Origin of the sequence: Plantactinospora sp. B24E8 (genome assembly GCF_039871735.1) — a bacterium.
GTDB lineage: Bacteria > Actinomycetota > Actinomycetes > Mycobacteriales > Micromonosporaceae > Plantactinospora.
The window spans coordinates 77,788-96,721 of record NZ_JBDPMH010000017.1 but is presented as its reverse complement, the minus strand read 5'-3'; the positions used below and the strand labels follow the sequence as shown (position 1 = coordinate 96,721).

General features: G+C 70.3%; 22 protein-coding genes. 16 read left to right on the top strand and 6 right to left on the bottom strand.

Going from position 1 to position 18,934, the window contains the following annotated elements; genetic code table 11:
• Positions 1-49: 49 nt before the first annotated feature.
• From ABGB21_RS23145 to ABGB21_RS23135, 3 genes are all read left to right on the top strand, one after another.
• A complete protein-coding gene (locus tag ABGB21_RS23145) occupies positions 50-1,510 on the top strand; it encodes a cytochrome ubiquinol oxidase subunit I (RefSeq protein WP_347656906.1) in 1,461 nt (486 codons plus the stop codon).
• A 35-nt stretch (positions 1,511-1,545) separates the two neighbouring features.
• The gene (cydB, locus tag ABGB21_RS23140; protein ID WP_347679480.1) at positions 1,546-2,544 is read left to right on the top strand and encodes a cytochrome d ubiquinol oxidase subunit II; all 999 of its coding nucleotides are present in this window, start codon (positions 1,546-1,548) and stop codon (positions 2,542-2,544) included.
• A gap of 79 nt (positions 2,545-2,623) precedes the next feature.
• Entirely contained in the window at positions 2,624-3,523 is a 900-nt protein-coding gene (locus ABGB21_RS23135) for a 2-hydroxyacid dehydrogenase (RefSeq protein WP_347656904.1), read from the top strand.
• Positions 3,524-3,654: 131 nt separating this feature from the next.
• Here ABGB21_RS23135 and ABGB21_RS23130 read toward each other — a convergent pair whose 3' ends face one another.
• Positions 3,655-5,115, bottom strand: a complete 1,461-nt coding sequence (locus ABGB21_RS23130; protein WP_347656903.1) for a glycine hydroxymethyltransferase — start codon at positions 5,113-5,115, stop codon at positions 3,655-3,657.
• Between the two features lie 291 nt (positions 5,116-5,406).
• Complete coding sequence (locus tag ABGB21_RS23125) at positions 5,407-6,132, bottom strand: hypothetical protein (RefSeq protein WP_347656902.1); 726 nt, start codon at positions 6,130-6,132, stop codon at positions 5,407-5,409.
• 148 nt (positions 6,133-6,280) lie between these two features.
• On the opposite strand from ABGB21_RS23125, the gene ABGB21_RS23120 reads away from it, so the two are divergent.
• From ABGB21_RS23120 to ABGB21_RS23105, 4 genes are all read left to right on the top strand, one after another.
• On the top strand, positions 6,281-7,009 hold the full coding sequence (locus ABGB21_RS23120; protein WP_347679478.1) for an SDR family oxidoreductase: 729 nt from the start codon (positions 6,281-6,283) through the stop codon (positions 7,007-7,009).
• A 191-nt stretch (positions 7,010-7,200) separates the two neighbouring features.
• Positions 7,201-7,932, top strand: a complete 732-nt coding sequence (locus ABGB21_RS23115) for an alpha/beta hydrolase (protein ID WP_347656900.1) — start codon at positions 7,201-7,203, stop codon at positions 7,930-7,932.
• A gap of 359 nt (positions 7,933-8,291) precedes the next feature.
• Positions 8,292-8,747 (top strand): helix-turn-helix transcriptional regulator, encoded by a 456-nt coding sequence (locus tag ABGB21_RS23110; RefSeq protein WP_347656899.1) that lies wholly within the window; start codon positions 8,292-8,294, stop codon positions 8,745-8,747.
• 5 nt (positions 8,748-8,752) lie between these two features.
• Positions 8,753-9,163, top strand: coding sequence for a VOC family protein (locus ABGB21_RS23105; RefSeq protein WP_347656898.1), 411 nt, complete (start codon positions 8,753-8,755; stop codon positions 9,161-9,163).
• A gap of 76 nt (positions 9,164-9,239) precedes the next feature.
• On the opposite strand, the gene ABGB21_RS23100 is transcribed toward ABGB21_RS23105, so the two are convergent.
• Both ABGB21_RS23100 and ABGB21_RS23095 read right to left on the bottom strand, forming a co-directional pair.
• The gene (locus tag ABGB21_RS23100) at positions 9,240-9,629 is read right to left on the bottom strand and encodes a hypothetical protein (RefSeq protein ID WP_347656897.1); all 390 of its coding nucleotides are present in this window, start codon (positions 9,627-9,629) and stop codon (positions 9,240-9,242) included.
• Between the two features lie 16 nt (positions 9,630-9,645).
• Positions 9,646-9,954 (bottom strand): hypothetical protein, encoded by a 309-nt coding sequence (locus ABGB21_RS23095; RefSeq protein WP_347679476.1) that lies wholly within the window; start codon positions 9,952-9,954, stop codon positions 9,646-9,648.
• Positions 9,955-10,238: 284 nt separating this feature from the next.
• Here ABGB21_RS23095 and ABGB21_RS23090 point away from each other — a divergent pair, with 284 nt between their 5' ends.
• The 5 genes from ABGB21_RS23090 (at position 10,239) to cpt (ending at position 13,748) form a co-directional block, all read left to right on the top strand.
• Positions 10,239-11,057, top strand: a complete 819-nt coding sequence (locus ABGB21_RS23090; RefSeq protein WP_347679474.1) for a helix-turn-helix transcriptional regulator — start codon at positions 10,239-10,241, stop codon at positions 11,055-11,057.
• Complete coding sequence (locus ABGB21_RS23085; RefSeq protein WP_347679524.1) at positions 11,017-11,208, top strand: DUF397 domain-containing protein; 192 nt, start codon at positions 11,017-11,019, stop codon at positions 11,206-11,208. Before ABGB21_RS23090 ends, ABGB21_RS23085 begins: the two co-directional genes overlap by 41 nt.
• A 175-nt stretch (positions 11,209-11,383) precedes the next feature.
• The gene (gene hemC, locus ABGB21_RS23080; protein ID WP_347679472.1) at positions 11,384-12,325 is read left to right on the top strand and encodes a hydroxymethylbilane synthase; all 942 of its coding nucleotides are present in this window, start codon (positions 11,384-11,386) and stop codon (positions 12,323-12,325) included.
• A 130-nt stretch (positions 12,326-12,455) separates the two neighbouring features.
• A complete protein-coding gene (locus ABGB21_RS23075) occupies positions 12,456-13,148 on the top strand; it encodes a hypothetical protein (protein WP_347679470.1) in 693 nt (230 codons plus the stop codon).
• Positions 13,149-13,232: 84 nt separating this feature from the next.
• Complete coding sequence (cpt, locus tag ABGB21_RS23070; RefSeq protein ID WP_347679468.1) at positions 13,233-13,748, top strand: chloramphenicol phosphotransferase CPT; 516 nt, start codon at positions 13,233-13,235, stop codon at positions 13,746-13,748.
• A 12-nt stretch (positions 13,749-13,760) separates the two neighbouring features.
• On the opposite strand, the gene ABGB21_RS23065 is transcribed toward cpt, so the two are convergent.
• Positions 13,761-14,318: an XRE family transcriptional regulator gene (locus tag ABGB21_RS23065; protein ID WP_347679466.1), complete on the bottom strand. Its 558-nt coding sequence runs from the start codon at positions 14,316-14,318 to the stop codon at positions 13,761-13,763.
• A gap of 48 nt (positions 14,319-14,366) precedes the next feature.
• Here ABGB21_RS23065 and ABGB21_RS23060 point away from each other — a divergent pair, with 48 nt between their 5' ends.
• Positions 14,367-15,152, top strand: a complete 786-nt coding sequence (locus ABGB21_RS23060; RefSeq protein WP_347679464.1) for a class I SAM-dependent methyltransferase — start codon at positions 14,367-14,369, stop codon at positions 15,150-15,152.
• A 216-nt stretch (positions 15,153-15,368) separates the two neighbouring features.
• Here the strand turns inward: ABGB21_RS23060 and ABGB21_RS23055 are convergent, their stop codons facing one another.
• Positions 15,369-16,937 carry an MDR family MFS transporter gene (locus tag ABGB21_RS23055; protein ID WP_347679462.1) on the bottom strand — a complete coding sequence of 523 codons (1,569 nt, stop codon included), beginning with the start codon at positions 16,935-16,937 and terminating at the stop codon, positions 15,369-15,371.
• 18 nt (positions 16,938-16,955) lie between these two features.
• On the opposite strand from ABGB21_RS23055, the gene ABGB21_RS23050 reads away from it, so the two are divergent.
• From ABGB21_RS23050 to ABGB21_RS23040, 3 genes are read left to right on the top strand one after another with little or no spacing between them, the layout of a single operon-like run.
• Complete coding sequence (locus tag ABGB21_RS23050; RefSeq protein WP_347656888.1) at positions 16,956-17,477, top strand: MarR family transcriptional regulator; 522 nt, start codon at positions 16,956-16,958, stop codon at positions 17,475-17,477.
• Positions 17,474-17,653, top strand: a complete 180-nt coding sequence (locus ABGB21_RS23045) for a hypothetical protein (protein WP_347656887.1) — start codon at positions 17,474-17,476, stop codon at positions 17,651-17,653. Before ABGB21_RS23050 ends, ABGB21_RS23045 begins: the two co-directional genes overlap by 4 nt.
• 25 nt (positions 17,654-17,678) lie before the next feature.
• On the top strand, positions 17,679-18,590 hold the full coding sequence (locus tag ABGB21_RS23040; RefSeq protein WP_347679460.1) for an NADP-dependent oxidoreductase: 912 nt from the start codon (positions 17,679-17,681) through the stop codon (positions 18,588-18,590).
• The last annotated feature ends 344 nt before the right edge of the window (positions 18,591-18,934 follow it).

The window sequence follows — 18,934 nt, the reverse complement described above, 5'->3', positions numbered from 1 at the left end:
ACGACAGGTAGTATTTACTACGTCTGGTAGTAACTACCTGGGGGTTGCCGTGGACGCGCTCGACGTCGCCCGGTGGCAGTTCGGTGTCACCACCGTCTACCACTTCCTCTTTGTGCCGTTGACCATCGGCCTGTCGATCCTCGTCGCGATCCTGCAGACCCGCTGGCACCGCACCGGCGACCCGCGCTACCTGCGGCTGACCAAGTTCTACGGCAAGATCTTCCTGATCAACTTCGCGATGGGGGTGGTCACCGGCATCGTGCAGGAGTTCCAGTTCGGGATGAACTGGAGCGACTACTCGCGCTTCGTCGGCGACGTCTTCGGCGCCCCCCTCGCCATCGAGGCCCTGCTCGCGTTCTTCCTGGAGTCGACCTTCCTCGGCCTGTGGATCTTCGGCTGGGACCGGCTCCCGAAACGGATCCACCTCGCCACCATCTGGGCCGCCGCCATCGGCTCCTCGCTGTCCGCGTACTTCATCCTGGCCGCGAACTCGTGGATGCAGAACCCGGTCGGCTACCGGATCAACCCCGACACCGGGCGGGCCGAACTCACCGACATCTGGGCGGTCCTGACCAACAAGGTCACCCTGGCGACCTTCCCACACACCCTCGCCGGCTGCTTCCTCGTCGCCGGCTCACTCATGGTCGCCATCGCCCTGTGGCACCTGCGCCGCACCGCACCCGCCGCCGACAGCACCGCGCCGGAGGCGGGGGAGCGGAGGAACGACGACCACTCCGCGTTCCGCTTCGCGCTGCGGTTCGGCTCCTGGGTCACCCTGGCCGCCGCCGCCCTGGTCGTCATCACCGGCGACTTCCAAGGCAAGATCATGACCCAGGTGCAGCCGATGAAGATGGCCGCCGCCGAGGCCCTCTACCACACCGAACAGCCGGCCTCGTTCTCCGTACTCACCGTCGGCAGCCTCGACGGCAGCCGAGAACTGTTCGCCATCAAGATCCCGTACCTGCTGTCGTTCCTCGGCACCGGCGACCCGCACGGCGAGGTCCGCGGCATCAACGACCTGCAGGCCCAGTACGTCGCCCAGTACGGCCCCGGCGGCTACACCCCGATCATCCCGGTCACCTACTGGAGCTTCCGCTTCATGATCGCCCTCGGGCTGGCCGCCGCCGCGATCGCCGCCCTGGTGCTCTGGACCCACCGCCGGGGCCGGACCCCGACCAACCGGTGGCTGCTGCGGGCCGGCCTGGTCATGCCGCTGCTGCCGCTGGCCGCCAACTGCTTCGGCTGGATCTTCACGGAGATGGGCCGGCAGCCGTGGGTCGTCTTCGGCGAGATGCTCACCCGCGACGGCGTCTCCCGCAGCGTCTCGCTGACCGAGGTCCTCACCTCGTTCACCGCCTTCACCCTCGTCTACGCCACCCTCGCGGTCGTCGAGGTCCGCCTCCTGCTCCGGTACGCCCGCGCCGGCCTGCCCGACCCCGAACCCGCCGCCGAGCAGCCCGACCCGGACAACAGCGACGACGGGGACCGCCCGCTCGCCTTCGCCTACTGACCCCCGCCGACCCGTCGATCCATCCGGAGTCCACCGTGGAGCTGACCACCCTCTGGTTCCTGCTCGTCGCCGTCCTGTTCACCGGCTACTTCATCCTCGAAGGCTTCGACTTCGGCGTCGGCATCCTGCTGCCCGTCCTCGGCCGCGACGACCGGGAACGCCGCGTCCTGATCAACACCATCGGCCCGGTCTGGGACGGCAACGAGGTCTGGCTGATCACCGCCGCCGGCGCGCTCTTCGCCGCCTTCCCCGGCTGGTACGCCACCCTCTTCTCCGGCTTCTACCTGCCGATGCTGCTCATCCTGCTGGCCCTGATCTTCCGCGGTGTCGCCTTCGAGTACCGGCACAAGCGCCCCGACGCCGCCTGGAAGAACCGCTGGGACACCGCGATCATCGTCGGTTCCCTGATTCCCGCGATCATCTGGGGCATCGTCTTCGCCAACATCCTGCGCGGCGTACCCCTGAACAGCCACCACGACCACACCGGCGGACTCGGCGACCTGCTCACCCCGTACGCGCTGCTCGGCGGCCTGACCACGGCGGCGCTGTTCACCACCCACGGCGCGGTCTTCCTCGCCCTGAAGACCACCGGCGACGTCCGGGTCCGGGCCGGGCGGCTCGCCGCCCGGCTCACCCCGGCCACCGCCGCGATCACCGCCGCCTTCCTCGCCACCACCCTCGGCATCCGGCACACCCCGGCCGCGATCGCGGTAGCCGTCGTCGCGGCCCTCGCCCTGGTCGCCGCGATCGCCGCCACCCGGGTACGCCGGGAGGGCTGGGCCTTCGCCGGCACCGCCGCCGCAATCGGCCTGACCGTGGCGACCCTGTTCACCGCCCTCTACCCGAACGTGCTGCCGTCGACGACCGACCCGGCCGGCACCCTGACCGTCGCCAACGCCGCTTCCGCCCCCTACACCCTGAAGATCATGAGCTGGATCGCGCTCTTCTTCACCCCGGTCGTGCTGGCCTACCAGGGCTGGACCTACTGGGTGTTCCGCAGGCGGATCGGCGTCGCCCACATCCCGCCGCACTGAACAGGCGGCGGCCGACCCCGCCGTCAACCAGCGCGAGGGCGGTGCGCCGCCAGGCAGGCGCTACGGCATGCTTGTCGCCGTGCGTTACCTGATCCCTCACCCCGCCGCAGTGGCCGAGCTCGGCGATCCTGACGTCGTACTGTACGACGGCACTCAGCCCACGCCCGATGACCTGGACGATGTCGAGTTCTACGCCATTCCGTACGGGCGCATCGACGCACGCCTCTGCGAGCCGATCGCCCGGATGCCCCGCCTCAAAGTCGTACAGACCGTGACCGCCGGCTATGAACACGTTCTGCCGTTCCTGCGGCCCGGTCTGATCCTGGCCAACGGCCGGGGCGTACATGACGCGGCCACCGCCGAACTGGCTGTGGCGCTCACCCTCGCTGCCCGACGTCGGCTGCCGGACTTCGTCCGGGCGGGCGACGAGGGCCGCTGGGCCACCGGCTGGTCGACCGGGCTGGCCGACGCCCGGGTGCTGATCGTCGGGTACGGCTCGATCGGCGCCGCGATCGAACGCCGGCTGGCGGGGTTCGAGGTGGAGATCAGCCGGGTGGCCCGCAGCGCCCGCCCCGGCGTGCGACCGATCTCCGAAATCGCGGAAATGCTGCCACAGGCGGATGTTGTCATCCTCTGCACTCCGCTGACCCCGGAGACCGAGGGCCTGGTCGACAAGGATTTCCTCGCCGCGATGGCCGACGGCGCCCTGCTGGTGAACGTGTCGAGGGGTGGGGTGGTGGACTCCGACGCGCTGCTCGCCGAGCTCACCGCGGGCCGGCTGCAGGCTGCCCTGGACGTCACCGACCCCGAGCCACTGCCCGCCGACCATCCGCTGTGGTCCGCGCCGAACGTCCTGATCAGCCCACATGTCGGCGGCCTGACCTCGGCGCTGGCACCCCGGGCCCGCCGACTGCTGGTCGACCAGGTGCGGCGGTACGCGGCCGGCGAGCCGCTCGCGAACGTTGTTGTCGGGCCGTAGCTTCCGGTCCCACCGACGGGCCAACTCCGGCATTCTCGGTTGACCATCCGACGCCGTCGGGTGTGGGAGCGGTAGTCGCCGACTCCCACATCCGACGCCGTCGCGTGCACGGCGGGCACGCCCGCCCGCGGTCAGCCCAGATCCACCGTCGGATACAGCGAATGCCGGCCCAGCAGGTCCGCGGCCCGACCCGCGACCCGCTGCACCACACCCGCGTCGACCACGTACCGGGCCTTCGACACCCCGCCGTCCGGCCCGGCGCCCGGCCGGGTCGCCGACAACACCGCGTGCAGCAGGTCCGCGACCTCGTCCAGCTCCGCCACCCCGAAGCCCCGGGTGGTCAACGCCGGCGTACCGAGCCGGATCCCGGAGGTGTACCACGCCCCGTTCGGGTCGCGGGGTACCGCGTTGCGGTTCGTCACGATCCCCGCGTCCAGCAGCGCCGCCTCCGCCTGCCGGCCGGTCAGCCCGTACCCGGAGACGTCCAGCAGCAGCAGGTGGTTGTCGGTGCCGCCGGTGACCAGCGTCGCGCCCCGGCGCAGCAGACCGTCGGCCAACGCGGACGCGTTCTCCACCACCCGGTGCGCGTAGGTCTGGAACTCGGGCCGCCGGGCCTCCGCCAACGCCACCGCCTTGCCGGCCATCACGTGCGGCAGCGGACCGCCGAGCACCATCGGACAGCCCCGGTCCACCTGCGCGGCCAACTCCGGACCGCACAACACCATTCCGCCGCGCGGCCCGCGCAGCGACTTGTGCGTGGTGGTCGTCACGATGTGCGCGAACGGCACCGGGTCGAAGTCGCCGGTGAACACCTTCCCGGCGACCAGGCCGGCGAAGTGCGCCATGTCCACCATGAACGTCGCGCCGACCTCGTCGGCGATCTCCCGCATGATCCGGAAGTTGACCCGACGCGGATACGCCGAATAGCCGGCGACCAGGATCAACGGCCGAAACTCGCGGGCGATCCGCCGTACCTCGTCGTAGTCGAGCAGCCCGGTCACCGGGTCGGTGCCGTAGCTACGCTGGTCGAACATCTTGCCGGAGATGTTCGGCCGGAACCCGTGGGTCAGGTGTCCGCCCGCGTCCAACGACATCCCCAGCATCCGCTGGTCACCGAACGACCGGCGCAGCGCCGCCCAGTCCGCCTCGGACAGGTCGTTGACCTGCCGCACCCCGGCCTCCCGCAGCGCCGGCACCTCCACCCGGTCGGCCAACACGGCCCAGAACGCCACCAGGTTCGCGTCGATCCCCGAGTGCGGCTGTACGTACGCGTGCGCGGCCCCGAACAACTCCCGGGCGTGCTCCGCCGCGATCGACTCCACCGAGTCGACGTTGCGGCAGCCGGCGTAGAACCGCCGCCCGATCGTCCCCTCGGCGTACTTGTCACTGAACCAGTTACCCATCGCCAACAGCGCCGCCGGCGAGGCGTAGTTCTCACTCGCGATCAACTTCAGCGACTCGCGCTGGTCAGTGAGCTCCGCCCCGATCGCGTCGGCGATCCGCGGCTCCACCGCACGCACCACGTCCAACGCCGAACGGAACGCCACCGACTCCACGCTGCCGGCAGCGGCGCCCGCACCGGACTCGGACACCCATCCGGACGCGGCGGCAGAACTGGATTCGGAAACAGAACTGGTCATGGAGCCTCCCGGGCCGACAGAGGAGAATGGCCCAGGCGCACGGCACACGTGACGTCACGCGTCACATCACGTCACCCGCCGGGACCGTTTCCCGACGGCGACGGGGCCGCTTCCCGATGGTTGACCCCATCCCAAGCACGCCAGTCACGGCCCGAGGCCGAGCCTACCAATCAGACCCGGCCTCCACCGTCCACCACACCGGCCGGACGCCCCGCCGGTGCATCGGGGGCACCGCCGACAGCCTCAGCCGGCGTCGCGCAACTCCGCCAACCGCGCCTCGATCTCCGCCAGCTCCGCCCGGAGCTTCTCCGCCTGCTGCTCGGCCTCCCGCCGCTCCACCGACAGGATCTGCTCCACCGCCTCCTGCACCCCCGGAACGTCGATCAACGCGACCATCTTCAACGCCTCCGCCGGCTTGATCACGTACGGCTTTGCCAGCGCCTTCGTCCCCTGCGACGCCGCCAACGTCCACTCGCCGTCCGCGTACGCCAACGTCACCGTCAACCCCGCCGGGCCCTTCGCCGGCCGGGCCGCCTTCACCGCCCGCTTCGCCGGCTTCACCTCGGCCTCCGCCGCGCCCGCGTCCGCCGCCGGACCGCTCTCCACTGCCGTCACTCTCGCCTCCTCGCGCGGTGCCGGAACCGGCTCCCGCACAATCTTGAACTCCGGCTCCGGAGCCGGCTCCTCCGCCGCCTCCGGCTCCGCCTTCACCCGTCGCGTCGCCCCCTTCGGCGCCACCGCCAGATCGGCGGGGGAGAAGGGCAGCTCGTCGCGGCCGAACCGGACCACCACCCACTCCTCGGACACCTGCGGATCGGTCAACTCGACCACCTGACCAAGCTGACCGGCGATCTGCCCCGCCGACTCGGTGAACATCACCTTCGGCTTACGACCGTTCGCCAACGCGTCCCTGATCTGCTGCAACTCCTCGGTGGACAAGCCCTGCTCGGCGGTATCCGCGGCAGTCATCGATTCCCTCTTCCGTACACCTGTTTGATTCCTGCCTTACTACCAGTCCGACCCGACAACGTCGAGACGGACACACCGACGAAGATCACATACCGGTCGCCGTCACGTCCTGACACGATGGGCCGGGTCGTCCGAGAGGGGAAGCACCATGCCACCGCTGACCGTGGTGACCGGCGGCAGCCGGGGAATCGGCGCCGCCACCGTACGCCAGCTCGCCGCCAGCGGACACGACGTCGTCTTCTGCTACCGCCGCGACGCCGACGCCGCCGAGAAGGTGCTGCGCGACGTACACGCCGCCGGCCGGCAGGGCCGTGCGGTACGCGCCGACACCACCGACCCCGACGACGTCGCCCGCCTCTTCGACACCGCCGCCGAACTCGGCACACCGACCGGCCTGGTCAACAACGCCGGCACCACCAGCCCGATCGGCCCGTTCACCGACCTCACCCTCACCGACCTGCGACACGTCGTCGACGTCAACCTCATCGGGTACGTCCTCTGCGCCCAGCAGGCCGCCCGACGGTTCACCACCGGCGGCGCCATCGTCAACGTCTCCTCGGCCGCCGCCACCCTCGGCAGCCCCGGCGAGTACGTCCACTACGCCGCCGTCAAAGCCGCCACCGACACCCTCACCATCGGCCTCGCCAAGGAACTCGGCCCACAGAACATCCGGGTCAACGCCGTCTCACCCGGCGTCGTCGACACCGAGATCCACGCCGTCTCCGGGGTACCTGACCGGGCTCGGCAGGTCGGCGCGCAGGCACCACTGGGCCGCGCCGGGCAGCCGGACGAGGTCGCCGCCGCCATCGTCTGGCTGCTCAGCGACGCCGCCTCCTACACCAGCGGCGCCGTACTCCGGGTCGCCGGCGGCCGGTAACGGGGGCCCGCCTTCGCGACAACCCGTTTGCGGACCATGGCGGCCACTGCTACGTTCCGAAGGCCGTGCGAGAGAACGAGGAGGTGGTACCCGTGAACGCAGTATCGACATGGGTGCTCCCCTCTGGGGTCACGGTCGGACGATAGGTCGTCCGGGAGCGCCGTTCACGAGCACTCCCGAAAGGCACGACCGTGCGATTCACTTCTGCGCAGCGCCTCGACGACGGCCTCCTCGAGCGCGAATTCACCCTCGGCGAGATCCCCGGCATCCTGTGGACGCCCGGATCCGCATCCGCACCGGCTCCGCTGATCCTGCTCGGCCACCCCGGCGGACTGCACAGGATGTACCCCCGACTGGTGGCCCGGGCCCGGCACTGCGCGGCGGAGGGCTTCGCCGCCGCCACCATCGAACTCCCCGGAGGCGGTGACCGGCCCCGATCCGCCGCCGCCGAGCAGGCCCGCGCCGACCTGCACCGGGCGCTGAAAGCCGGTGAGCCGGTCGACGACAAGATCGTCGCCCGGCTCGTCCTCCCACTGGTCGACAAGGCGGTCCCGGAATGGCGGGCCGCCCTGGACGCCCTCCTGGCGCTGCCCGAGATCGGCGGCCCGGTCGGGTACGCGGGAGGGGTGATCGCCATCGGCCTCCGGCTGGCGGTGGTCGAGCCGCGCATCTCGGCCGCCCTGCTGTTCGCCGGGAGTTACGTGCCCCGCAGCATGTTCGAGGAGGCCCGGCAGGTCACCATTCCGCTGCAGGTCCTACTGCAGTGGGACGACGAGGGAAACGACCGGCAGCTGGCCCTGGACCTGTTCGACGCCTTCGGCTCCACGGAGAAGACGCTGCACGCCAACATGGGCGGGCACACCGGCGTCCCGCAGTTCGAGGGGGACGACGGGAACCGGTTCTTCGCCCGGCATCTGAGGTGAGGTCGAGCCTCCAGACCGGCAGCAGACGGCAGGAGCTGCCGGCCGGGATGCCGCTCATCGAGAGCAGGTCCCGGCCCACCTGATGACGGCGGACCAGCAGATGCACAACCGCCCCGACCGCGGCGGTACCGGCGATCGGCGGTACCGGCCGGTGGGGGCGGTTGACGGCCCGCCTCACGCCCCGGTCACCACCAGCACGTCACCGGCCATCCGTACCGAACCGGCCTCGTCGACGTGCACCTCGCGCGCCCCGGCGAACGCCGTACGGCGGATCGTGGACCGCCGAGATCGGCAGCAGAGCCTGGTACGACGCCGGCGATGCTGGGCGAATGTCGGTCCCAGCTGGCACCATCGGGCAGGTGACCAGCAGTTCCGCCGAAACCCAGCACCTGCGCGACCTGGCCCGGCTCCGCCGCGTCCGGGACCGGATCGACCGCGAGTACGCCCAGCCGCTCAACGTCGAGGCACTCGCCCGCAGCGCGAACATGTCCGCCGGACACCTCAGCCGCCAGTTCCGGGCCGCGTACGGCGAGTCGCCGTACGCCTATCTGATGACCCGGCGCATCGAACGCGCGATGGCCCTGCTGCGCCGTGGCGACCTGAGCGTCACCGATGTCTGTTTTGCGGTCGGCTGCTCGTCGTTGGGCACCTTCAGCACCCGGTTCACCGAACTGGTCGGGATGTCGCCGAGCGCCTACCGGGCCCGGGTCCGGGCCGCCCGGGTGACCGCCGAGATGCCGTCCTGCCTGGCGAAACAGGTGACCAGACCGATCAGGAATCAAGAAGCGCGGGTCCGCTGGCCGCAACTAGCGTGACCTGCATGGACATCACCATTCACTATGCCTTCCTGCCGCACACCGACCCGGACGCCACCCTGGCCTTCTACCGCGACATCCTCGGCTTCGAGGTCCGCAACGACGTCGGGTTCGAGGGCATGCGGTGGATCACCGTCGGCCCGCCGAACCAGCCCGGTACCTCGATCGTCCTGCATCCGCCGGCCGCCGACCCGGGCATCACCGACGACGAACGGCGCACGATCCTCGAACTGATGGCCAAGGGCAGCTACGGCGCCCTCACCCTGGCCAGCAAGGATCTCGACACGGTCTTCGACCGGCTGCAGGCCGGCGGCGCCGAGGTCGTCCAGGAGCCGACCGAACAGCCGTACGGCGTACGGGACTGCGCCTTCCGCGACCCGGCCGGCAACCTGCTCCGGATCAACGAACTCCGCTGACCCTGACGTCGATCGTCCCCGTCGGCAGTCGACGGGGCACGGCCGGCGTGGCACGAGGCTGGTGCGGACAGCAGACCTACGGGCCGCTGTTCGTCTCCGGCCTCGTGGTGCTTCCGGCCGAACCGGCGTTTCCGACCGGGCCGGTGATCGGATATCCGGCCGCAAAGCGCCGGGCCAGCGCGCCCACGATCAGCCGGCGTTCGGGCACCCAGCCGAGGAACCGGGCGTGCAGGATGGCCGGATCCGGGCCAGGATTCGGATGCAGTTTGTAGAGGTCCTCGGTCGCCTCGTAGAGACAGATCCCCAGATAGACGAAGAGCGCCAGCGGGTCGAGCCGGAACTGTGCCGGCAGCAGGGACCGGGCGATTCGGCACGGCCAGTCGTCGTGGCAGGCGCGACACGTCCACCGGGGCCGTTGCGGGACGTGTTCCCGGTCCATCTCGTCGAGTTGTCGCAGGTTCCGCATCACGACCACACCCATCTCAGCGCTCGACGCGAGCGGAAGCGCCGGTACTGCCGGCGGTGGCGCGGGCCTGTTGGGCCGGAGTGAGCCGGCCGGCCCGCCCGACCCGGTGGCCGAACCCGGTCGGACCGTCCCACGACGGCCGCTGGTTACGCCAAGGGCGCCCCACCGAGACGTGCCACAGCGCTCGTTGGTTGCGTGGTCGGGGCGGCGTGGGGTCGGGGTTGAACGGCATCGGTACGACGGGTGCCGCGTCCGGGCAGGTCCAGCGGAATCCGCACCAGCAGTAGAGCCAGAGCCGTCGCCAGTGCCGGTGGTGTCTTCTCACGATGTCGCCGCCTCACGCAGGTTCGCCGAATGTGGGGGAGGCGGGGACCGCCCACGCCCGTACAGGCGTCACCGGTGGGCGGTCCCCGCCGACGGAGTATCGGCCCACGGGGAAACGCGAGGGGAACGTTTTTCCCGGCGGGTTGGGCCGTACCAACTCCGTCGACTCCACCCTGGACTGTCGTCTATGGCTAATGGAAGATGGGCGGAGCGCACTAACGGTGGATACCCGGCCCCGGGGCGAATCACCTCGGGGCCACACAGCCTTATACGGGGGTGGTAAAGGTGAATAACCTTCCAGCCAGACTCAAGGAGCTACGGGCGGACCGGGGCGTCACCCAGGATCAGATGGCCGAGGCGGTGCAGGTCAGCAAGTCGCTGATCGCGGCCTTCGAGACCGCCCGACTCATTCCGAAGGAGGACACCGCGGCGGCCATCGACGCCTTCCTCGACACCGGCGACGAGATCCAGGAGCTCTCTGCCGAGGCCAGAAAAGATCGACGGCCGGCCCCGAGTTGGTTCCGGCCCTGGCAGAACGTGGAGGAGATGGCAACGATTCTCCGCTATTTCCAGCCGACCCTGATCCCCGGGCTGTTGCAGACCGAGGCGTACGCCAGGGCGATCTTCGCCAGCACCGGCATGCTCAGCGACGACGAGGTGGCCGACCGGGTCGCCAACCGGATGGAGCGACAGGCGACCATTCTCGACCGGGCCGACCGGCCCACCTTCGCCTTCATCATCGACGCCGCCGCGCTGCGGTACGGTCCGCCCGAGATCGCCAAGGACCAGCTGCTGCACCTGGCCGACGCCAGCATCCGATCGAACGTTTTTGTCCACGTCGTGCCGGACTCCGCCGGGCTGCACGCCGGCCGCAGCGGGTCGTTTGTCCTGGCCAGCATGGAGGGCAGCGGCACCGTCGGTCTGGTGGAGGACTTCTACGAGGGCCGGGTAATCGCGGAACCAACTCGGGTGACCGGCCTCGAACGGGCGTGGCAGACTATAGCGGCGGTCGCCCTCCCGTGTGACCAGTCGCGGAATCTGATCCTGAGGTTGGTGAATGACTATGACGACCCAGCGGCCGAGTTGGCGCAAGGCCAGCCGTAGCGGCCAGAGCGGCGGAGACTGCGTCGAGGTGGCCGACAACCTGCCGGGCCGGGTACTGGTCCGGGACAGCAAGGACCAGAGCGGGCCGGTGCTGACCTTCACCCCGTCCGCCTGGCAGGGCTTCGTCACCCTGGCCAGGCAGCACGGCTGACCCGCCACCCCGTACGACGACACGAAGCCCTCGACCCCGGGAAACACCTCCGGGTCGAGGGCTTCGTCGTGGGAAACGAGAGCCACCCGGCCAGCGGGAGATCCGGCCGGCGCCGATGGACCGGGCGACCGGGCCGCGCATCGGCGTCCGTACCTGGCGGACTACCCTCGCCGGTATGTCCGACTCCCGCCTGCTGCGCATCGGTACCCGCAACTCCCCGATGGCGCTGGCCCAGGTCGAGCGGGTCCGCGCGATGATCGCCGACCGGTACCCCGACGTCACCGTGGAGGTGAGGTCGATGTCGACCAGCGGAGACCGCTGGCACGGCGACCTGGCCGCGCTGGGCGGCAAGGGAGCGTTCACCAAGGAGGTGGACGCCGCCCTGCTCGCCGGGGACGTCGACCTGGTCGTGCACTGCGTCAAGGACGTACCCGGGGACCGGCCGGCTCCGGCCGGGACGGTGCTGGCCGCCTACCTGGCCCGCGACGACGTCCGGGACTGCCTCGTGCACCCCGGCGGTCTGCGGATCGAGCAACTGCCCGCCGGTACCCGGATCGGCACCTCTGCGGTGCGGCGGGTCGCACAGCTGGCCCGGCACTGGCCGCACCTGGCGCCGGTGGCCATCCGTGGCAACGCGAACAGCCGGCTGGCCAAACTCGACGCCGGCGACAGGTACGACGCGCTGCTGCTCGCGGTCTCCGGGCTGCAGCGGATCGGGCAGGCCGCCCGGATCACCGATCCGCTCGACGTCGACACGATGCTCCCGGCTGTCGGCTCCGGCACCCTGGTCCTGCAGTGCCGGGACGACGACACCAGCACCCGTGAGCTGGCCGCCAGCCTCGGCGACCCGCAAGCCGAGCGGGAGACCGTGGCCGAACGGACCATGCTGCACATCCTGCGGGGCAACTGCCATTCCCCGATCGCCGCGCTCGCCCGCACCGAGCCTGACGGGCGCCTCGGCCTGCGGGCGAGGGTGATCAGCCTGGACGGCAAGACCGTACTCGACGTGCACGAGTGGGCGACGGACCCGATCACCCTCGGGACCTCCGTCGCCGCGGCCCTGCTCCGGCAGGGCGCCCGTGACCTACTCGACCTGCCTGCACCGCTCAACAGCTGAGCTGGCCACGCTCTGCCTCCTGCCCCGACCGTCGTCCCTGGAGGACAGGCTGCGTACATCGGGCCACCTGACACGGGTCACATCGCCTCGGGATCGGCTCGCCGCACGGTGTGGCTGCTAGAAACGCATCATGGCAATCTCCCCAGTGCTCATTCCCAGCCCTTTCCTCGGTCCGGCGGTGTGGGCGCCTGTCGCCTCGGCGCTGCGAGCTGATTTCGGGGTCACCGCGGTGGTGCCGGCGTCGCCCGACCCGGCACCAACCTCGCCGGCGGCGGTCCTGGCAGCAATCGAGAAAGGGCTTCCCGACTCTGACGATCTGGTGCTCGTGCCCCACAGCAATGCGGGTCTGTATGTCCCTGCGATCGTGATGACGCGTCCGGTGCGCGGTGCTGTCTTCGTGGACGCGGTCCTGCCGCCGGCGAGGGGCGACGTGCCTGTGGCACCGGCCCGCCTGAGGGACATGCTCCGTGATCACGTGGGCCCCGACGGGACTCTGCCGCCGTGGACGCGCTGGTGGCCGGAGGAGTCCGTGGTGCGGTTGTTCCCCGATGCCGAGACGCGTGCCCGGGTGGAGGCAGAGCAGGCGCGGATGCCGTTCGAGTACCTCGCCGCCCGGGTGGACCTGCCTGACGGGTGGGACGCGGTCTCGGCGGGATACCTCAGTTTCGGTGACACCTACGCCGACGAGCGAGAGGACGCCCGCGCCCGTGGTTGGCCGGCGCGCAGGATGCTGGGGGATCACCTCCACATGCTGCGTGACCCAGCGGGTGTCGCGGCGGAGATCATGGAGCTGGCCACGTCGTTCTCGCGAGGATCCTCGTAGGCTGCCACGCCGGTCCGGCCGTCGAGGCCACAGAATCCCGTACCTTGTGCCGGACACCATGCCGGCGGGAGGCGAACAGCTCACATGTCAACGCAGATCATCGTGCTCAACGGCGGTTCCAGTTCGGGCAAGTCGGGCATCGTCCGCTGCCTCAAACACCTGCTGCCGAACCCGTGGATCAACCTCGGCGTCGATGACCTCGTCGACCGACTGCCACCGGCGATGGTCACCTTCGGGCCGCACGGCGAGGTCATCCTCGGCGAGGGCTTCGGTGCCGTCCAGCACGCCTGGACCGCCGGCGTCGCCGCGATGGCGAGAGCCGGGGCGTACGTCATCATCGACGACGTCTTTCTCGGCGGCGGCGCCTCCCAGGAGCGGCTCCGCCGGCACCTGGCCGGCCTCACCGTCTTGTGGGTCGGGGTCCGCTGTGACCCGGAGATCGCGGCGGCCCGGGAGATCGCCCGAGGTGACCGGGTCGTCGGCATGGCGGCCGGCCAGGCCGACATCGTGCACCAGGGGGTCACCTACGACGTCGAGGTCGACACCAGCCACACCGAATCGCTGGACTGCGCCCGGGTCATCGCCGCCCACGTGAGCTGACCGGTCACCCGCTCAGCGCTCCGGACCCAGGTGGCTGCGTTCGCCCTCGTGGTCGAGGATGCAGAGGATTTCGGCGGGGCCGTCGTGGGCGCCGAACGCGTGCGGGACCATGGTCGAGAACTCGGCCGCCTCGTTCGTACCGACCAGGATCGTCCGCTCACCGAGCCGCAGCTCGACCGTGCCGGAGAGCACGGTGAACCAGTCGCGCCCCGGGTGCACCCGCAGCTCCTCCGGCACCGTACGGGTGATCCGCAGCTTGGCGACGGTCTTGTCACTGTCCCGGGACAGCAACCAGGTGGTGACGCCGCCCTGCTCGTTGCAGTGCGGACGGATCACCACGTCGGCGTCGGCGTCGGACTCGACCAGCTGGTCGAGCGTGGTCCCGAGCACCCGGGCGATCGTCACCATCTGGTCCAGGGCGATCCGCCGGTGCCCGGTTTCGATCCGGCTGAGCGTGGAGGGGCTGATCAGGCAGCGGCGGGCCAGCTCGTCCAGCGACCAGCCGCGGGCGATCCGCAGGCCACGGATCCGCTGCCGGACCAGAGCCTCCAGATCATCGTCTTGCTTCATGCGCAAGATGCTATGCCAATAGAGCAATACCCGGCTACCGTTGCCGCCATGGCACACGACCACATGATCGAACTGCTCGACCTGGACGCCGAGGTCCTGCACGACCACCTCCACGACCTGATCACCTGGATCGGCCGCGAAGCCCCCGCCCGACCCCACATCGTCGACCTCGGCGCCGGCAGCGGCACCGGCTCCCTCGCCCTCGCCCGGCACCTGCCCGACGCCACCATCACCGCCGTCGACATCTCCCCGGAGATGCTCACCCACCTCCGCGACCGGGCCGACGCCACCGGCCTCGGGGACCGGATCCGTACCCGCGAAGCCGACCTCGACCAACCCTGGCCCGACCTCGGACCCACCGACGTCATCTGGGCCTCCGCCTCGATGCACCACATGGCCGAACCCGACACCGCACTCGCCTCCGCGCACGCCGCACTACGGCCCGGCGGGCTCCTGGTCATCGCCGAACTGGACTCGTTCCCCCGTTTCCTCACCGGCACCCCGGACGAGGACGTCGAACTACGCGGCCACACCGAAGCGGCACAACGCCGCCACGAGGCCGGCCTGCACATGCACGAGAACTGGGGCGACCGGATGAAACACGCCGGCTTCACCTCGGTCACCGAACGACACGTCGACATCAACCTCCGACCGCCGCTGCCCGCCGCCGCCACCCGGTACGCCGAGGTCTCCCTCACCCGGATGCGACACAGCCTGGCGGAGCGGCTCGCCCCGGCCGACCTCGCCGCCCTGGACACGGTCGTCGCCGGCCTCGCCGGCCGCGACGACCTCACCGTCCGCACCGAACGCACCATCTGGCTGGCCCGCCGCTGACCGCTCGCCGGACCTCGGCCCGCCCCGGCCACCGAGGCCACCGCCCCTGCCAGCAAGCCCGACCGCCACGGCGACAGCGGCGGCAACCCCCACGCCCGTCCAGACCAGCGGGTCACGACGCCCCCAGGGCATCGCAACCTCGCGGGACCAGGAGATTCCCGCCCGCCGGGCAGCCAAGCGACGAGGCCGCCCGGGACGGTCACGCCCCACGCCTATTCACCGACGCGTCACTGCCCGTTCCCGTCCAGGCAGAAGCAGGGCGAGCGGCAGGATGAGTACGGCCGACCCGACGGTCCACCAGAAGGCGCCGACAAACGACTCCGGGCGGACGCCAGCGGTCACGTCGCCGATGCCATGCTCGTCGAGCCGCTGCTGCAGAATCACCGCGATAACCGCGGTGCCGAAGGAGGCACCGAGACGCTGGAGGATGTTCATCGCACTGGTCCCATGGGCGATCGCGGAGTGTGGCAACTGCTGGTAGGCCGCCGCCATCACCGGAATCCCCACCGCGCCCAGGCCCACCCCGCGCAGCACCAGCGCGACGGCGAGGAGAACGTCGTCCGGCCCGGACGCCACCTGGGTGTACGCAAGTGTGCCGAGCGCGGTGACCAGCGCCCCCGCCAGCACCAGTGGCCTGGCGCCGATCCGGTCGGCCAGCGGACCGATGACAGCCAGAGCGAGGGCGGTGCCGACACCCTGGGGCGCGAGTACAAGACCTGTGGTGAAGGCGTCGAACCCGCGAACCTGCTGGTAGTAGAGGGGCAGCAGGAACAGGGGACCGTAGAGCGCCGCACCGGACAGGAACAGCAACGCCGCCGAGGCACTGAACGAGCGGTACCTGAACAGGCGTAGGTCGATAACCGGCGTCCGGGTCACACGAAGGGCATAGGTGGTAAACGCCGCGAGCAGGACGAAACCGATAACGACCGGTACGACCACACCGGCGGCGGTGAGGGCTGAACTCCCGCCCACCTGGGACAGGCCGTAGATCATCGCCGGCACGGCCGGCGCGAGCAGGGCGAGACCGAGCACGTCGAGTCGTTGGCGGCCGTGCCCGGGTGTGGTGGGGAGCGCCCGCCTGGCCAGCACGATGGCGAGCAGGCAGACGGGCACGTTGATCAGGAAGATCCAACGCCACGACACGACGTTGAGGACAACGCCACCGAGTACCGGCCCGACGATGGGGATCAGGTTTCCCGGTACGGCGACCAGAGCCATGACCCGGCCGAACCCGCGCCCGCCGGCGGCCTGCGCCAGGATGATCTGGGTCAGCGGCAGGATCATGCCGGCGCCGAGCCCCTGCACCACCCGAAAGGTGATCAAGCTGCCTGCCGACCAGGCGGCGCCGCAGAGCACCGAGCCGGCGAGAAAAACCGCCAGCACCCACAGCCAGGTCACCCTGGCGCCGAAGCGGTCGACACACCACCCGGTGAGCGGGATGACCAACGCCATCGCGAGTAGGTAAGCAGTGGAGACCCACTGCACCGTGGAGACGGGGACACCGAACGCCTCGCCGAGCTGATTCAGCGCGACGCTGATGATCGTGGTGTCGAGCAGCGCGGCCACCGCCCCGACAAGCACCACTCCGGCGATCTTGAGCAGTGCCGGATCCAGCCGTTCCGGTGGCGTGGACCCTCCGTCCGGTGGCTCGTGGCCGGCCTCCGCGTCGCCTGCCGCTCGCCGCCGCGGCTCCTGCTCCGTCACACCGTGCCCGCCCATGTACCGCTCACACCCCAATCCGTTGGTATGCCAACGGTAGCGCCCATTTTGCTGGCATGCCAACATTATGGTTACGCTGTGCCCATGACCGAGACAGACGACAGAGGCCGCGCCCCACACGCCGGGGTGAGCGTGTCCGAGGCGCCGCTGAGTTCGCTGCTACTCCAGGTCGTCCGGGCACACGCCACACTCGCGACCACGATGCTGCAACGCATCAACCTGGTCGCACCGCAGGAACTGGTACTGCTGTTCCTCCAGGAGAGGGGACGGACAGCGCAAACCGACATCGTCCACTTCCTCGGCCGCGACAGATCCACCGTCACCAACACCCTGCAGGCGATGGAACGCGCCGACCTGATCACACGCACCCAGTCCCGCACCGACCGACGAACAGCCGTCGTCGCCCTGACCAGCAAAGGACGACAACTCTGCCCACAGGTACGCGACATCTGGACCGAACTGGAACACCGCACCTTCGGCGGACTCGACAAACAGCAGCGCGACAACCTCGCCCAGGCGCTGGCCGACATCCGCCGCACCCTCTCGGCACCGCAGCCGACCCCCGAACCGACACACACCGGCGCCCCAGAAGGAAACCAGACGTGAACACCGAACAACACGGCAGCCAGCCACCCCTGCGCGTCGCGGCAATCATCGCCAGCACCCGCACCGGCCGGTTCGGTGAACACACCCCGGACGTCGCCGACACCCTACTGCGACACCGCACCTGGTGGGGCCAGGCACTACTCGCCGCCCGCACCGCCCAGCCGTACCCCGCCTGACCCACAACGTCCGAGGAGCACCCCCATGCCCATGGCGATCGCCTTCTCCGCCTACGGCGACCCCGAGGTACTACACCCGATCGACATCGAACCACCCACACCCGGCACCGGGCAGCTCCGCATCCGAGTGAAGGCCGCCGGCGTCAACCCCGTCGACGTCAAACTACGCCGGGGCGACTTTGCCGCCACCATGCCCGTCGACTTCCCACAACGCCTTGGCAACGAATACGCCGGCATCGTCGACCAGGTCGGCGACGGAGTAGCCGGACTCACCGTCGGCGACGAGGTACTCGGCTCGACAACGGCCCAAGGCTACGCCGAATACGTGCTGGTCGACGCCGCCGACACCGTCCACAAGCCCGCCAGCATGCCGTGGACGGTCGCCGCCGGCCTACCCGCGGTCGGCCAGACCGCCCACACCGCACTCCACCAACTCGGGGTCCGCCCGGGCGACACCGTACTCATCCACGCCGCCGCAGGTGGCGTCGGCACCGTGGCCACACAGCTCGCCCGCCTCAGCGGCGCCACCGTCATCGGCACCGCCAGCCACCACAACCACGACTACCTCCGCTCGCTCGGCGCGACACCAGTCACCTACGGCCCCGGGCTCGTCGACCGGATCCGACTACTCACCGCCGACGGCGTCGACGCCGTACTCGACGCCGTCGGCGGTGAGGCCATCGCCGCCTCCTTGGCCCTGGTACCGGACCGGCAACGCATCGGCACCCTCGTCGACGCCCACGCAGTGAGCGAACACGGCATCCTCCGCCTCGGCGGTCGATCCACCGCCGCGTTGCGCGAACTCGTCACCCTCTACGCGGAAGGGCGGCTACACATCCCGATCCACGCGACGTTCCCGCTCAGCCAGGCGGACCAGGCCCACCGCGCAGTACAAACAGGACACGCACGAGGCAAGGTCGTACTCACGGTGTCGTGACAGGGCAGTACGACGCCCCCAACCCGCCCAAGATCGCCGGTGGGGGACAGGGGACCGGAGACGCTGTCGATCTTCCTGCGGCTCCTGGAGAAGGTCATCACAGACTCTTCCTGGGCCGCGGAGGTCGACCGATCCGACGGGCGACCTGGAAACGCTCACCGAGGACTCCGAGAGCGACCCGACCTGGCTGAGGATCCAGGCCGCCACGAACAGGCATGAACAGGCTCGCCCGACTCCGGTGCGGGAGAAACGCGCCCCGGCACCGCGCCCGGCCCACAAACGGGTAGACCCGGGGGAGCGGCATCACCTACCGTGACCTGCACCCGAGGTGAGGACTCTCCCGC

What these genes read in the sequence shown, in the direction of transcription:
- ABGB21_RS23125 (WP_347656902.1), bottom strand. Translation starts at nt 6,132, where the DNA reads ATGACTGCCGCGGATACCGCCGAGCAGGGCTTGTCCACCGAGGAGTTG.
- ABGB21_RS23085 (WP_347679524.1), top strand. Translation starts at nt 11,017, where the DNA reads ATGACGACCCAGCGGCCGAGTTGGCGCAAGGCCAGCCGTAGCGGCCAG.
- ABGB21_RS23120 (WP_347679478.1), top strand. Translation starts at nt 6,281, where the DNA reads ATGCCACCGCTGACCGTGGTGACCGGCGGCAGCCGGGGAATCGGCGCC.
- ABGB21_RS23055 (WP_347679462.1), bottom strand. Translation starts at nt 16,937, where the DNA reads ATGTTGGCATGCCAGCAAAATGGGCGCTACCGTTGGCATACCAACGGA.
- ABGB21_RS23050 (WP_347656888.1), top strand. Translation starts at nt 16,956, where the DNA reads ATGACCGAGACAGACGACAGAGGCCGCGCCCCACACGCCGGGGTGAGC.
- ABGB21_RS23040 (WP_347679460.1), top strand. Translation starts at nt 17,679, where the DNA reads ATGCCCATGGCGATCGCCTTCTCCGCCTACGGCGACCCCGAGGTACTA.
- ABGB21_RS23075 (WP_347679470.1), top strand. Translation starts at nt 12,456, where the DNA reads ATGGCAATCTCCCCAGTGCTCATTCCCAGCCCTTTCCTCGGTCCGGCG.
- ABGB21_RS23065 (WP_347679466.1), bottom strand. Translation starts at nt 14,318, where the DNA reads ATGAAGCAAGACGATGATCTGGAGGCTCTGGTCCGGCAGCGGATCCGT.
- cpt (WP_347679468.1), top strand. Translation starts at nt 13,233, where the DNA reads ATGTCAACGCAGATCATCGTGCTCAACGGCGGTTCCAGTTCGGGCAAG.
- hemC (WP_347679472.1), top strand. Translation starts at nt 11,384, where the DNA reads ATGTCCGACTCCCGCCTGCTGCGCATCGGTACCCGCAACTCCCCGATG.
- ABGB21_RS23060 (WP_347679464.1), top strand. Translation starts at nt 14,367, where the DNA reads ATGGCACACGACCACATGATCGAACTGCTCGACCTGGACGCCGAGGTC.
- ABGB21_RS23105 (WP_347656898.1), top strand. Translation starts at nt 8,753, where the DNA reads ATGGACATCACCATTCACTATGCCTTCCTGCCGCACACCGACCCGGAC.
- ABGB21_RS23100 (WP_347656897.1), bottom strand. Translation starts at nt 9,629, where the DNA reads ATGCGGAACCTGCGACAACTCGACGAGATGGACCGGGAACACGTCCCG.